This window comes from Microbacterium telephonicum (assembly GCF_003651225.1).
GTDB classification, from domain to species: Bacteria; Actinomycetota; Actinomycetes; order Actinomycetales; family Microbacteriaceae; genus Microbacterium; species Microbacterium telephonicum.
Genome location: NZ_RCDB01000003.1, coordinates 736,152 through 749,282, shown reverse-complemented (window position 1 = coordinate 749,282; position 13,131 = coordinate 736,152). Strand labels below are relative to the sequence as shown.

The window sequence follows — 13,131 nt, the reverse complement described above, 5'->3', positions numbered from 1 at the left end:
ACCCCGTGGCACAAGAAGTGCTCACCGACCTCAACAAGGTCCGCAACATCGGCATCATGGCGCACATCGATGCCGGCAAGACGACGACGACCGAGCGCATCCTGTTCTACACGGGTGTCAACCACAAGCTGGGCGAGACCCACGACGGCGCCTCGACGACCGACTGGATGGAGCAGGAGAAGGAGCGCGGCATCACGATCACGTCTGCCGCCGTCACCTGCTTCTGGAACAAGAACCAGATCAACATCATCGACACCCCCGGACACGTCGACTTCACGGTCGAGGTGGAGCGCTCGCTCCGCGTGCTCGACGGTGCCGTCGCCGTCTTCGACGGCAAGGAGGGCGTCGAGCCCCAGTCCGAGACCGTCTGGCGTCAGGCCGACAAGTACGACGTCCCCCGCATCTGCTTCGTCAACAAGATGGACAAGCTCGGCGCGGACTTCTACTTCACCGTCGACACCATCGTGAACCGCCTCGGTGCGCGCCCGCTCGTGCTGCAGCTGCCCATCGGTGCCGAGAACGACTTCGTCGGCGTCATCGACCTCGTCGAGATGCGCGCCCTGGTGTGGCCCGGCGACGCCAAGGGCGACGTGACCATGGGTGCCAAGTACGAGATCCAGGAGATCCCGGCCGACCTCGCCGACCGCGCCGCCGAGTACCGCGAGAAGCTGCTCGAGACGGTCGCCGAGTCCGACGAGGCGCTGCTCGAGAAGTACTTCGGCGGTGAGGAGCTCACGATCGCCGAGATCAAGGGCGCCATCCGCAAGATGACCGTCGCCGGCGAGCTCTACCCCGTGCTCTGCGGCTCCGCGTTCAAGAACCGCGGCGTGCAGCCCATGCTCGACGCCGTCATCGACTTCCTCCCGTCGCCCCTCGACGTGCCCGCCATCGAGGCGCACGACCCGAAGGACGAGGAGAAGGTCATCGAGCGTCACCCCGACGCGAACGACCCGTTCGCGGCGCTGGCGTTCAAGGTCGCGGTGCACCCGTTCTTCGGTCGCCTCACCTACATCCGCGTCTACTCCGGTCACCTCGACTCCGGTGCCCAGGTCATCAACTCGACCAAGGGCAAGAAGGAGCGCATCGGCAAGATCTTCCAGATGCACGCCAACAAGGAGAACCCGGTCGACTCGGTCACCGCGGGCAACATCTACGCGGTCATCGGCCTGAAGGACACCACCACCGGTGACACCCTCGCCGACCCGAACGCGCCCGTCGTCCTCGAGTCGATGACCTTCCCGGAGCCCGTCATCGAGGTCGCCATCGAGCCGAAGACCAAAGCCGACCAGGAGAAGCTCGGCGTCGCGATCCAGAAGCTCGCCGAAGAGGACCCGACCTTCCGCACCGAGCTCAACCCGGAGACCGGCCAGACGGTCATCAAGGGCATGGGCGAGCTGCACCTCGACATCCTCGTCGACCGCATGAAGCGCGAATTCCGCGTCGAGGCGAACGTCGGCAAGCCGCAGGTGGCGTACCGCGAGACGATCCGCAAGGTCGTCGAGCGTCACGACTACACCCACAAGAAGCAGACCGGTGGTTCGGGCCAGTTCGCGAAGATCCAGTTCGCGCTCGAGCCGCTCGAGGTCACGGCCGACAAGACGTACGAGTTCGAGAACAAGGTCACCGGTGGCCGCATCCCGCGCGAGTACATCGAGCCGACCAACCAGGGCTTCCAGGACGCCATGAACGTCGGCGTGCTCGCCGGCTACCCCATGGTGGGTGTCAAGGCGATCCTGCTCGACGGCGCGTCGCACGACGTCGACTCGTCCGAGATGGCGTTCAAGATCGCCGGCTCGATGGGCTTCAAGGAGGCCGTCCGCAAGGCGAACCCCGTCATCCTCGAGCCGCTCATGGCCGTCGAGGTGCGTACTCCCGAGGAGTACATGGGCGACGTCATCGGCGACCTGAACTCGCGTCGTGGCCAGATCCAGTCGATGGAGGACGGCTCGGGCATCAAGATCGTCCGCGCCCTCGTCCCGCTCTCCGAGATGTTCGGCTACATCGGCGACCTGCGTTCGAAGACGTCGGGCCGCGCCGTGTACGCGATGGAGTTCGACTCCTACTCCGAGGTCCCGCGCGCCGTGGCCGACGAGATCGTCCAGAAGAACAAGGGCGAGTAACCCGCTTCGGATGCCGGGGGTCCGGCCCCCGGCATCCGTTCTCAAACTGAATACAGACCCAGTCGTTTAGACTGACCCCCATCCCCGTAGAGCACCGGTCGCAATCCAGCGCCCGGAACCTCTACACGAAGAAAGTCCTGAGGAGGACCCAGTGGCCAAGGCCAAGTTCGAGCGGACCAAGCCGCACGTCAACATCGGAACGATCGGTCACGTCGACCACGGCAAGACGACGCTGACTGCCGCGATCTCGAAGGTGCTCGCCGACAAGTACCCGTCCGCGACCAACGTGCAGCGCGACTTCGCGTCGATCGACTCCGCTCCCGAGGAGCGTCAGCGCGGCATCACGATCAACATCTCGCACGTCGAGTACGAGACCCCGAAGCGTCACTACGCCCACGTCGACGCCCCGGGTCACGCCGACTACATCAAGAACATGATCACCGGTGCCGCTCAGATGGACGGCGCGATCCTCGTGGTCGCCGCCACCGACGGCCCGATGGCTCAGACGCGTGAGCACGTGCTGCTCGCCAAGCAGGTCGGCGTGCCCTACCTGCTCGTCGCGCTGAACAAGTCGGACATGGTCGACGACGAGGAGATCCTGGAGCTCGTCGAGCTCGAGGTTCGCGAGCTGCTGTCGTCGCAGGACTTCGACGGCGACAACGCCCCCGTCGTGCGCGTCTCGGGCCTGAAGGCTCTCGAGGGCGACCCCGAGTGGGTCGAGAAGATCGTCGAGCTCATGGACGCCGTCGACGAGTCGATCCCCGACCCGGTGCGCGACAAGGACAAGCCGTTCCTCATGCCCATCGAGGACGTCTTCACGATCACCGGTCGTGGCACGGTCGTCACGGGCCGCGCCGAGCGCGGTACCCTCGCGATCAACTCCGAGGTCGAGATCGTCGGCATCCGCCCGACGCAGAAGACCACGGTCACGGGTATCGAGATGTTCCACAAGCAGCTCGACGAGGCCTGGGCCGGCGAGAACTGTGGTCTGCTCCTGCGCGGCACCAAGCGTGACGACGTCGAGCGCGGCCAGGTCGTCGTGAAGCCCGGTTCGGTCACCCCGCACACCAACTTCGAGGGCCAGGCGTACATCCTGTCCAAGGAGGAGGGCGGCCGCCACAACCCGTTCTTCACGAACTACCGCCCGCAGTTCTACTTCCGCACCACGGACGTGACCGGCGTCATCACGCTGCCCGAGGGCACCGAGATGGTTATGCCCGGTGACACCACCGAGATGTCGGTCGAGCTCATCCAGCCGATCGCCATGGAAGAGGGCCTCGGCTTCGCGATCCGTGAGGGTGGCCGCACCGTCGGTGCCGGTACCGTCACCAAGATCAACAAGTAAGTCTCCGGACTCACCGAAAGGGGTCGGGCCTTCGGGCCCGGCCCCTTTCGCGTGCCCGGCGGCGTTGCCATGATGGTCGGGCAACCGATCCGAAGGGGGATCCCATCATGGGTGTCGACGACGTGGTGAACCAGGCCAAGCAGTTCCTGGAGCAGAACAAGGACAAGATCGACGAGACGTTGAAGTCCGAGCAGGCCGAGGGGGTCAGCGACAGCGTGCTCGACGCCGCCGCCGACTTCGTCAAGAAGATCGCCCCGGATGCGGTCGACGAACATGTCGACAACGTCCGCAGCACGATCGACTCGAAGATCGGCAACGAGTAGCCCTCCCCGAGTTCGCCGGTCCGCTGCCGAGTTCGCCGGTCTCCCGCCGAGCTCGCCGGCGATCTCGCTGCGGAACCGGCGAACTCGGCGCTGTACGAGTGCGAGGAGATGTTCCTCCCCCGGTCGAATCGAGTCGCTCGCCATCCCCAAAACGAGTACCGAGGGATCCGAGCCCCCGGCGGATGCCGCATGCTCGACGCATGCCGCACCGACCCGCCGCCTCGCTGACCTTCACCGCTGAGCGCCCGCTGCCGTTGACCGGACTCGATCGCGCCGAGACGGTGAGCATCGGACGCGGGGCTCTCGTCCTCGAGGAGGAGTGGGACCGCCTGTTCATCGGATCGCGACTGCGTACGCGCATCGAGGTCGTCGCGCGGCGGCTCGCGACGGATCGCGACGCGTTCGCCGGGGCCGCGGCCCTCGCTCTGCACGGACTTCCGGTGTTCGGGCTCGACGATCGCATCGACCTCATCGTCGGCGGTTCATGCACCCGTCACAACGCCGGCGACGTACGCCGTCATCACAGCCCGCTGCCGGACGATGACGTCTCAGTGCTCGACGGCGTGCGCGCCACGAACATCGAGCGCACGGTGTACGACGTGATCCGTCTCGGTTCGCTCGAGGCCGCGGTGGTCGCGTTCGACGCTGCTCTCCGGCGGGTGGCGTGGAACGAGGATGACAACACCTACGACGAGTCCGCGGCCGAGCACTTTCGCGACAGGATCAGGATGCGCATCTCCGCTCACACCGGAGCGCGCGGCATCCGGCAGGCGCGGTTCGTGGTCGAGTTCGCCGACGGGCGTGCGCAGTTGCCGGGTGAGTCGCTCCTGAGGCTGCGGATCTGGCAGGCGAGTCTCCCCGCGCCGTCACTGCAGCACCGGGTCGAGCTCGGTGGGGGCCGGTACGCCCTCCTCGACCTGGCCTTTCCCGAGCGGCGCCGGTGGCTCGAGTTCGACGGCGGCATCAAGTACACCGACGCCACGATGCTCGCCGGACGCACATCGGACGAGGTGCGACTCGCGCAGGCCGGCCGACAGGCGGCCGCCGAACGGGCGACGGGATGGCGATGCGACCGAGTGCAGTGGGCGCACGTCGTGTCGTCGTCCGCCTTCGCCGCGCTCGCGGAGGCGATCGCGTTCCACCGCTGATCGCGAGTTCGCCGCGTCGCCGCCGAGTTCGCCGCCTCGTTCCCGAGTTCGCCGGCGAACTCGCGCCGGAACCGGCGATCTCGGCGGGGAAGCGGCGAGCTCGGCGTGCTGGCTGGCAATACACCCAGCGCGACACGCCCGGGTTTGCGACACGCCCGGGCTGCACGTAGACTAGTCAGGTTCCACATTCCTGCGTGCGCGAAAGCGCGCAGCGGGATCACTGCCAGGGCAGTGCATAGGCGGCGCATCAGCGCAGGGTCCTAGGCCGCGGGCAGCAGAACGAAAACCCCACCGACACCCGGAAACGGGTTCCGCACGCGTGCGGAACGGCGGGATTGACACGAGAACAGCGGTGCAGCATCCCTCGCAACCGCGAGGTGAAGTGCCCGGCGCAACCGCGCCATGTGCGTCCGATGCCCCAGAGGTATGACGCGAGAAAGAGAGTGAGCAGACAATGGCGGGACAGAAGATCCGCATTCGCCTGAAGTCGTACGACCACGAGGTCATCGACACGTCGGCCCGGAAGATCGTCGACACCGTGACCCGTGCGGGCGCGACCGTCGTCGGCCCCGTGCCGCTTCCGACCGAGAAGAACGTCGTGTGCGTCATCCGGTCGCCCCACAAGTACAAGGACAGCCGCGAGCACTTCGAGATGCGCACCCACAAGCGCCTCATCGACATCATCGACCCGACGCCCAAGGCCGTCGACTCGCTGATGCGCCTCGACCTCCCGGCCGATGTCAACATCGAGATCAAGCTCTGAGGTTCGACATGGCTGACATCAACTCCAAGACTTCGAAGGGCCTCCTCGGCACCAAGCTCGGCATGACCCAGGTGTGGGACGCGAACGGCAAGCTCGTTCCCGTCACCGTCATCGAGATCGCGCCGAACGTCGTGACGCAGGTCCGCACGCCCGAGAAGGACGGCTACAAGGCCGTCCAGATCGCCTACGGCCAGATCGACCCCCGCAAGGTCAACCAGCCCCTGACGGCCCACTTCGAGGCCGCCGGTGTCACCCCGCGCCGTCACCTCACCGAGATCCGCACCGCGGATGCCGCTGACTACTCACTCGGTCAGGAGCTCACGGTGGACGGCACGTTCGAGGCCGGCCAGCTGGTCGACGTCGTCGGCACCAGCAAGGGCAAGGGCACCGCGGGTGTCATGAAGCGCCACAACTTCAAGGGCGTCTCCGCTTCGCACGGTGCGCACCGCAACCACCGCAAGCCCGGTTCGATCGGCGCCTCGTCGACCCCGAGCCGCGTCTTCAAGGGCATGCGCATGGCCGGCCGTATGGGTGGCGAGCGCGTGACCGTCCTCAACCTCACGGTGCACGCCGTCGACGCCGAGAAGGGTCTGCTGCTCGTCAAGGGCGCCGTCCCCGGTGCGCGCGGCCGCATCGTCTACGTCCGCAACGCAGTGAAGGGTGCCTGATCATGGCTGACTCGACTCTCGCGCTCGACGTCGTGAAGGCCGACGGCAAGAAGGCCGGTTCCGTGAACCTGCCCGCCTCGGTGTTCGACGTCAAGACGAACATCCCCCTCATCCACCAGGTCGTCGTCGCGCAGCTCGCGGCTGCTCGCCAGGGCACCCACTCGACCAAGCGTCGCGGTGAGGTCTCCGGTGCCGGCCGCAAGCCCTTCAAGCAGAAGGGCACGGGTAACGCCCGTCAGGGCTCGATCCGCGCGCCGCACATGACCGGTGGTGGCATCGTCCACGGCCCGAAGCCGCGCGACTACGCGCAGCGCACCCCCAAGAAGATGATCGCCGCCGCCCTGCTGGGCGCGCTCAGCGACCGTGCTCGTGGTGGCCGCCTGCACATCGTCGACTCCTTCGGCATCGACGGCGCCCCCTCGACGAAGGCCGCCGCCGCGGTCCTCACGCAGCTCGCCGCGGTCAAGAACGTCCTGGTCGTCATCGAGCGTGCCGACGAGCTGACCGTCAAGAGCGTGCGCAACCTGTCGTACGTCCACGTGCTGACGTTCGACCAGCTCAACGCCTACGACGTGCTCGTCTCCGACGACATCGTCTTCACCAAGGCCGCGTACGACGCGTTCGTCGCGTCCAAGGCCACCACCGAGGAGGTCTCGGCATGACCACGCTGCAGAACGCCCTGAACAAGGACCCGCGCGACATCATCCTGAAGCCGGTCGTCTCCGAGAAGAGCTACGGGCTCATCGACGAGGGCAAGTACACGTTCCTCGTGGACCCCCGCGCCTCGAAGACCGAGATCAAGCTCGCCATCGAGAAGATCTTCGGCGTCAAGGTGGCGTCGGTCAACACGCTCAACCGCGTCGGCAAGGCCCGCCGCACCCGCTTCGGCATCGGCAAGCGCAAGGACACCAAGCGCGCGATCGTCACCCTGAAGTCGGGCACCATCGACATCTTCACGGCCGTCGGCTGACAGTCGGGATAGAGGACTAGACACATGGCTATTCGCAAGTACAAGCCCACGACCCCGGGTCGTCGCGGTTCGTCGGTGGCCGACTTCGCCGAGATCACCCGATCGACGCCCGAGAAGTCGCTGCTGCGCCCGCTCTCGAAGACCGGTGGCCGCAACAACCAGGGCCGCATCACCACCCGCCACATCGGCGGTGGCCACAAGCGCCAGTACCGCGTCATCGACTTCCGTCGCAACGACAAGGACGGCGTGAACGCCAAGGTCGCTCACATCGAGTACGACCCCAACCGCACCGCGCGCATCGCGCTGCTGCACTACTTCGACGGCGAGAAGCGCTACATCCTCGCCCCGAACAAGCTGTCGCAGGGTGACATCGTCGAGTCGGGTGCCTCGGCCGACATCAAGCCGGGCAACAACCTGCCGCTGAAGAACATCCCCACGGGTACCGTGATCCACGCGATCGAGCTCCGCCCCGGCGGCGGCGCGAAGCTGGCTCGCTCGGCCGGCACGTCGGTGCGCCTCGTGGCGAAGGACGGCCCGTATGCCCAGCTGCGTCTGCCCTCGGGCGAGATCCGCAACGTCGATGCGCGCTGCCGCGCGACCATCGGCGAGGTCGGCAACGCCGAGCAGTCGAACATCAACTGGGGCAAGGCCGGCCGCAAGCGCTGGAAGGGCGTCCGCCCGACCGTCCGCGGTGTCGCGATGAACCCGGTCGACCACCCGCACGGTGGTGGTGAGGGTAAGACCTCCGGTGGTCGTCACCCCGTCACTCCTTGGGGCCAGGCTGAGGGTCGCACCCGCCACGCCAACAAGGAAAGCGACAAGTACATCGTCCGTCGTCGCAACGCCGGCAAGAAGCGCAAGTAGGAGTAGAGGAAGATGCCTCGCAGCCTGAAGAAGGGCCCCTTCGTCGACGAGCACCTGCTCCGCAAGGTCGTCGTACAGAACGAAGCCGGCACCAAGAACGTCATCAAGACCTGGTCGCGCCGCTCGATGATCATCCCGGCCATGCTGGGTCACACGATCGCCGTGCACGACGGACGCAAGCACATCCCCGTGTTCGTGTCCGAGACCATGGTCGGCCACAAGCTGGGCGAGTTCGCGCCCACCCGCACCTTCCGCGGCCACGTGAAGGACGACAAGAAGGGCCGCCGCCGCTGAGGCGGGGGCGTTCCAGAGAGGACTAGAGGAGGAGAGACATGGTGGAATCCATCGCACGCGTGAAGCACATCCGCGTGACCCCTCAGAAGGCTCGTCGTGTCGTCGCGCTCATCAAGGGCAAGCAGGCTCAGGAGGCTCTCGCCATCCTGAAGTTCGCGCCCCAGGGTGCCAGCGAGCCGATCTACAAGCTCGTCGCCGCTGCGGTCGCCAACGCCCGCGTGAAGGCGGACAAGGACGGCGAGTTCCTGGACGAGCAGGACCTGTACGTGCGCAACGCGTACGTGGACGAGGGCACGACGCTCAAGCGTTTCCAGCCCCGCGCCCAGGGTCGCGCGTTCCAGATCAAGAAGCGCACGAGCCACATCACCGTCGAGCTCGCGACCCCCGAGGTCGCAGGCGCCGCCGGTGCCAAGAACAAGAAGGCGAGCAAGTAATGGGACAGAAGGTCAACCCGTACGGCTTCCGCCTCGGCATCACGACGGACCACGTGTCGCGTTGGTTCTCGGACTCGACGAAGCCCGGCCAGCGTTACGCCGACTACGTCGCCGAGGACGTCAAGATCCGCAAGCTGCTGCAGACGCAGCTCGACCGCGCCGGCGTGTCCGGCATCGAGATCGAGCGCACCCGTGACCGCGTCCGCGTCGACATCCACACCGCCCGTCCGGGCATCGTGATCGGTCGTCGTGGCGCCGAGGCCGAGCGCATCCGCGCCGACCTCGAGAAGCTCACGGGCAAGCAGATCCAGCTGAACATCCTCGAGGTGAAGAACCCCGAGGCCGACGCCCAGCTCGTCGCGCAGGGCATCGCCGAGCAGCTCTCCGCCCGCGTGGCCTTCCGCCGCGCGATGCGCAAGGGTCTGCAGGGCGCGCAGCGCGCCGGTGCCAAGGGCATCCGCATCCAGGTCTCCGGCCGCCTCGGCGGCGCCGAGATGAGCCGCTCGGAGTTCTACCGCGAGGGTCGTGTGCCGCTGCACACGCTGCGCGCGAACATCGACTACGGCTTCTACGAGGCGAAGACCACCTTCGGCCGCATCGGCGTGAAGGTCTGGATCTACAAGGGCGACCTCACCAACAAGGAGCTCGCTCGCGAGCAGGCGAACGCGCCGAAGTCGCGCGACCGCGGCGACCGTCGCGGCCCCCGCGGCGACCGTGGCGACCGTCGCAACGAGGCCCCCGTGGCAGAAGGAGCGTCGGCCTGATGCTTATCCCCCGCAAGGTCAAGTACCGCAAGCAGCACCACCCCAAGCGCGATGGCCAGGCCACCGGCGGCACGAAGGTCTCCTTCGGCGAGTTCGGCATCCAGGCCCTCACGCCCGCGTACGTGACGAACCGTCAGATCGAGTCCGCTCGTATCGCGATGACCCGTCACATCAAGCGTGGCGGCAAGGTGTGGATCAACATCTACCCCGACCGTCCGCTCACCAAGAAGCCGGCCGAAACCCGCATGGGTTCCGGTAAGGGTTCGCCGGAGTGGTGGGTCGCCAACGTCAAGCCGGGTCGCGTCCTGTTCGAGGTCGCCGGTGTCAACGAGGAACTCGCTCGTGAGGCACTGACCCGTGCAATCCACAAGCTGCCCCTGAAGGCACGCATCATCAAGCGCGAGGAGGGCGACGCGTAATGGCTGTCGGAACCAAGACGCTCGCTCCCAGCGAGCTGGACACGTTCGAGGACCAGCGCCTCGTCGAGGAGCTGCGCAAGGCCAAGGAAGAGCTGTTCAACCTGCGCTTCCAGTCGGCCACCGGCCAGCTCGAGAGCCACGGCCGCATCCGTGCGGTCAAGCGCGACATCGCGCGGCTCTACACCGTGATCCGTGAGCGCGAGCTCGGCATCCGTGCCACGCCCGCGCCCGTCGAGACCACGAAGGCGAAGAAGAAGACGACCAAGAAGGCGGATGCCGCCGACGAGGCCGCCGCGAAGGAAGAGGCCGAGTGATGGCTGAGAAGAAGACGGCCGAGGCCGGGCACGAGTCGGCTGCGCACGACGTGCGCGAGGCCGGCGCCCGCGGCTACCGCAAGGAGCGTCGCGGCTACGTCGTCAGCGACAAGATGGACAAGACCATCGTCGTCGAGGTCGAGGACCGCGTGAAGCACCCCCTCTACGGCAAGGTCATCCGTCGCACGACCAAGGTCAAGGCGCACGACGAGCAGAACTCTGCCGGCATCGGCGACCTCGTCGTCATCAACGAGACCCGTCCGCTGAGCGCCACCAAGCGGTGGCGTCTGGTCGAGATCCTCGAGAAGGCGAAGTAAGAAATGATCCAGACTGAGTCCCGCCTCAAGGTCGCCGACAACACCGGCGCCAAGGAGCTGCTCACGATCCGCGTGCTCGGTGGTTCCAACCGCCGCTACGCGGGGCTGGGCGACATCATCGTGGCGACCGTCAAGGACGCGATCCCGGGCGGCAACGTCAAGAAGGGCGACGTGGTCAAGGCCGTCGTCGTCCGCACCAAGAAGCAGACCCGTCGTCCCGACGGTTCCTACATCAAGTTCGACGAGAACGCCGCCGTCATCCTGAAGAACGACGGGGAGCCCCGCGGCACCCGCATCTTCGGCCCGGTCGGCCGTGAGCTTCGCGACAAGAAGTTCATGAAGATCGTCTCGCTCGCACCGGAGGTGATCTGACCCCATGGCCAAGATCAAGAAGGGCGACCTGGTTCAGGTCATCTCGGGCGCCAAGCCCGAGCGCGGCGGCGACCGCGGTAAGCAGGGCAAGGTCCTCGAGGTCCTCGTCGAGCAGAACCGCGTCATCGTCGAGGGCGTGAACTACGTCACCAAGCACAACCGCGTCGGCCAGAGCCAGCGCGGCACGAAGACGGGCGGCATCGAGACCTTCGAGGCCCCCATCCACATCTCGAACGTCGCGCTGGTCGACCCCTCGACCAAGAAGCCGACCCGCATCGGCAAGCGCGTCGAGGAGCAGACGAAGGACGGCGTCAAGCGCACCGTCCGCGTCCGCTACGCGAAGAAGAGCGGCAAGGACCTCTGAACATGAGCAACGCAACTGCCGTGGAGGCTGGCAAGATCCAGCCCCGCCTGAAGCAGAAGTACCAGGGCGAGATCAAGAAGGCGCTGCAGGACGAGTTCGGCTACCCGAACGTCATGCAGATCCCCGGTCTCGTGAAGGTCGTCGTGAACACCGGTGTCGGCGAGGCTGCTCGCGACTCCAAGGTGATCGACGGCGCGGTCGACGATCTCACCAAGATCACCGGCCAGAAGCCCGTCGTCACCAAGGCCCGCAAGTCCATCGCGCAGTTCAAGCTGCGCGAGGGCCAGGCCATCGGCGCGCACGTCACCCTCCGCGGTGACCGCGCGTGGGAGTTCATCGACCGTCTCGTGAACCTCGCCCTGCCGCGCATCCGCGACTTCCGCGGCCTGTCGGCCGCGCAGTTCGACGGCAACGGGAACTACACCTTCGGTCTCCAGGAGCAGTCGGTGTTCCACGAGATCAACCAGGACAAGATCGACCGCGTCCGCGGTTTCGACATCACGATCGTCACCTCGGCGAAGACGGATGCCGAAGGCCGCTCGCTGCTGCGTCACCTGGGCTTCCCCTTCAAGACCGACGACGCCAAGTAAAGTGTCGTGGCCGGCGTCCTTCGGGGCGCCGGCACCCGGTCACCGTCCGGTGACCACTCATCCGGAAGGTCGGCTGTCGTGTAACGGCATCCGAAACCACTGAACAAAGGAACACATCATGACGATGACAGACCCGGTCGCAGACATGCTGACCCGTCTGCGCAACGCGAACTCGGCGCACCACGACTCCGTCGCGCTGCCGAGCTCGAAGCTCAAGACCCACATCGCCGAGATCCTCCAGCAGGAGGGCTACATCAGCGGCTGGGAGGTGTCCGACGCCCGCGTGGGTCAGACCCTCACCCTGACGCTCAAGTACGGCCCGAACCGCGAGCGGTCGATCGCCGGCATCAAGCGTGTCTCGAAGCCCGGTCTCCGCGTGTACGCGAAGTCCACCGAGATCCCCAAGGTCCTCGGCGGCCTGGGCGTCGCGATCCTGTCCACCTCCTCCGGTCTCCTGACGGACCGTCAGGCCGAGCAGAAGGGCGTGGGTGGGGAAGTCCTCGCCTACGTGTGGTGATCTGACATGTCGCGTATTGGACGTCTTCCCATCGACATCCCCGCCGGCGTGACCGTCTCGGTCGCCGGTCAGGACGTCACGGTCAAGGGCCCGAAGGGCGAGCTCGTGCTCCCCGTCTCCAAGCCCATCGAGGTCAAGGTCGAGGAGAACCAGGTTCTGGTCTCGCGTCCCGACGACGAGCGCGAGTCGCGTTCGCTGCACGGACTGACCCGCACCCTCATCAACAACAACATCATCGGCGTGACCCAGGGCTACACCAAGGGCCTCGAGGTCGTCGGCACCGGTTACCGCGTCGCGCAGAAGGGTGCGGCCATCGAGTTCGCGCTCGGCTTCTCGCACCCGGTCCTGGTCGAGCCGCCGGCGGGCATCACGCTGACCGTCGAGGGCAACAACAAGGTGACCGTGAGCGGCATCTCGAAGCAGGCCGTCGGCGAAGCCGCAGCGAACATCCGCAAGATCCGCAAGCCCGAGCCGTACAAGGGCAAGGGTGTGCGGTACGCCGGCGAGGTCGTCCGCCGCAAGGCCGGAAAGAGTGGTAAGTAATC

General features: G+C 66.5%; 20 protein-coding genes. All 20 read left to right on the top strand.

Going from position 1 to position 13,131, the window contains the following annotated elements:
• Positions 1-5: 5 nt before the first annotated feature.
• The 20 genes from fusA to rplF all read left to right on the top strand — a co-directional run bounded on the left by fusA (position 6) and on the right by rplF (position 13,129).
• The gene (gene fusA / locus C7474_RS13085) at positions 6-2,120 is read left to right on the top strand and encodes an elongation factor G (RefSeq protein WP_121060540.1); all 2,115 of its coding nucleotides are present in this window, start codon (positions 6-8) and stop codon (positions 2,118-2,120) included.
• Positions 2,121-2,271: 151 nt separating this feature from the next.
• Positions 2,272-3,465 (top strand): elongation factor Tu, encoded by a 1,194-nt coding sequence (gene tuf / locus C7474_RS13080; RefSeq protein ID WP_121060537.1) that lies wholly within the window; start codon positions 2,272-2,274, stop codon positions 3,463-3,465.
• A gap of 107 nt (positions 3,466-3,572) precedes the next feature.
• Positions 3,573-3,788 (top strand): Rv0909 family putative TA system antitoxin, encoded by a 216-nt coding sequence (locus C7474_RS13075; RefSeq protein ID WP_121060535.1) that lies wholly within the window; start codon positions 3,573-3,575, stop codon positions 3,786-3,788.
• 200 nt (positions 3,789-3,988) lie between these two features.
• Positions 3,989-4,936, top strand: a complete 948-nt coding sequence (locus tag C7474_RS13070; RefSeq protein WP_121060533.1) for a hypothetical protein — start codon at positions 3,989-3,991, stop codon at positions 4,934-4,936.
• Positions 4,937-5,390: 454 nt separating this feature from the next.
• Positions 5,391-5,699 carry a 30S ribosomal protein S10 gene (rpsJ, locus tag C7474_RS13065; RefSeq protein WP_005050520.1) on the top strand — a complete coding sequence of 103 codons (309 nt, stop codon included), beginning with the start codon at positions 5,391-5,393 and terminating at the stop codon, positions 5,697-5,699.
• 8 nt (positions 5,700-5,707) lie between these two features.
• On the top strand, positions 5,708-6,367 hold the full coding sequence (gene rplC, locus C7474_RS13060; RefSeq protein WP_121060531.1) for a 50S ribosomal protein L3: 660 nt from the start codon (positions 5,708-5,710) through the stop codon (positions 6,365-6,367).
• Positions 6,368-6,369: 2 nt separating this feature from the next.
• Positions 6,370-7,029: a 50S ribosomal protein L4 gene (gene rplD / locus C7474_RS13055; protein WP_121060529.1), complete on the top strand. Its 660-nt coding sequence runs from the start codon at positions 6,370-6,372 to the stop codon at positions 7,027-7,029.
• The gene (rplW, locus tag C7474_RS13050) at positions 7,026-7,337 is read left to right on the top strand and encodes a 50S ribosomal protein L23 (RefSeq protein ID WP_121060527.1); all 312 of its coding nucleotides are present in this window, start codon (positions 7,026-7,028) and stop codon (positions 7,335-7,337) included. Before rplD ends, rplW begins: the two co-directional genes overlap by 4 nt.
• Positions 7,338-7,361: 24 nt before the next feature.
• Positions 7,362-8,201, top strand: a complete 840-nt coding sequence (gene rplB / locus C7474_RS13045) for a 50S ribosomal protein L2 (protein WP_121060525.1) — start codon at positions 7,362-7,364, stop codon at positions 8,199-8,201.
• Between the two features lie 12 nt (positions 8,202-8,213).
• Positions 8,214-8,495, top strand: coding sequence for a 30S ribosomal protein S19 (gene rpsS, locus C7474_RS13040; RefSeq protein WP_045275479.1), 282 nt, complete (start codon positions 8,214-8,216; stop codon positions 8,493-8,495).
• Between the two features lie 38 nt (positions 8,496-8,533).
• A complete protein-coding gene (gene rplV, locus C7474_RS13035; RefSeq protein WP_121060523.1) occupies positions 8,534-8,929 on the top strand; it encodes a 50S ribosomal protein L22 in 396 nt (131 codons plus the stop codon).
• On the top strand, positions 8,929-9,693 hold the full coding sequence (rpsC, locus tag C7474_RS13030) for a 30S ribosomal protein S3 (protein WP_121060521.1): 765 nt from the start codon (positions 8,929-8,931) through the stop codon (positions 9,691-9,693). The genes rplV and rpsC overlap by 1 nt, the downstream gene beginning before the upstream one ends.
• Positions 9,693-10,112, top strand: coding sequence for a 50S ribosomal protein L16 (gene rplP / locus C7474_RS13025; RefSeq protein ID WP_045275476.1), 420 nt, complete (start codon positions 9,693-9,695; stop codon positions 10,110-10,112). Before rpsC ends, rplP begins: the two co-directional genes overlap by 1 nt.
• Positions 10,112-10,426 (top strand): 50S ribosomal protein L29, encoded by a 315-nt coding sequence (gene rpmC, locus C7474_RS13020; protein ID WP_121060519.1) that lies wholly within the window; start codon positions 10,112-10,114, stop codon positions 10,424-10,426. The genes rplP and rpmC overlap by 1 nt, the downstream gene beginning before the upstream one ends.
• Complete coding sequence (rpsQ, locus tag C7474_RS13015; RefSeq protein ID WP_121060517.1) at positions 10,426-10,743, top strand: 30S ribosomal protein S17; 318 nt, start codon at positions 10,426-10,428, stop codon at positions 10,741-10,743. Before rpmC ends, rpsQ begins: the two co-directional genes overlap by 1 nt.
• A gap of 3 nt (positions 10,744-10,746) precedes the next feature.
• Complete coding sequence (rplN, locus tag C7474_RS13010) at positions 10,747-11,115, top strand: 50S ribosomal protein L14 (RefSeq protein ID WP_121060515.1); 369 nt, start codon at positions 10,747-10,749, stop codon at positions 11,113-11,115.
• Positions 11,116-11,119: 4 nt separating this feature from the next.
• A complete protein-coding gene (rplX, locus tag C7474_RS13005; protein ID WP_121060512.1) occupies positions 11,120-11,479 on the top strand; it encodes a 50S ribosomal protein L24 in 360 nt (119 codons plus the stop codon).
• A gap of 2 nt (positions 11,480-11,481) precedes the next feature.
• Positions 11,482-12,069, top strand: a complete 588-nt coding sequence (gene rplE / locus C7474_RS13000) for a 50S ribosomal protein L5 (RefSeq protein WP_121060510.1) — start codon at positions 11,482-11,484, stop codon at positions 12,067-12,069.
• Between the two features lie 118 nt (positions 12,070-12,187).
• The gene (gene rpsH, locus C7474_RS12995) at positions 12,188-12,586 is read left to right on the top strand and encodes a 30S ribosomal protein S8 (protein WP_121060508.1); all 399 of its coding nucleotides are present in this window, start codon (positions 12,188-12,190) and stop codon (positions 12,584-12,586) included.
• Between the two features lie 6 nt (positions 12,587-12,592).
• Positions 12,593-13,129 (top strand): 50S ribosomal protein L6, encoded by a 537-nt coding sequence (gene rplF / locus C7474_RS12990; protein WP_121060506.1) that lies wholly within the window; start codon positions 12,593-12,595, stop codon positions 13,127-13,129.
• Positions 13,130-13,131: the final 2 nt, after the last annotated feature.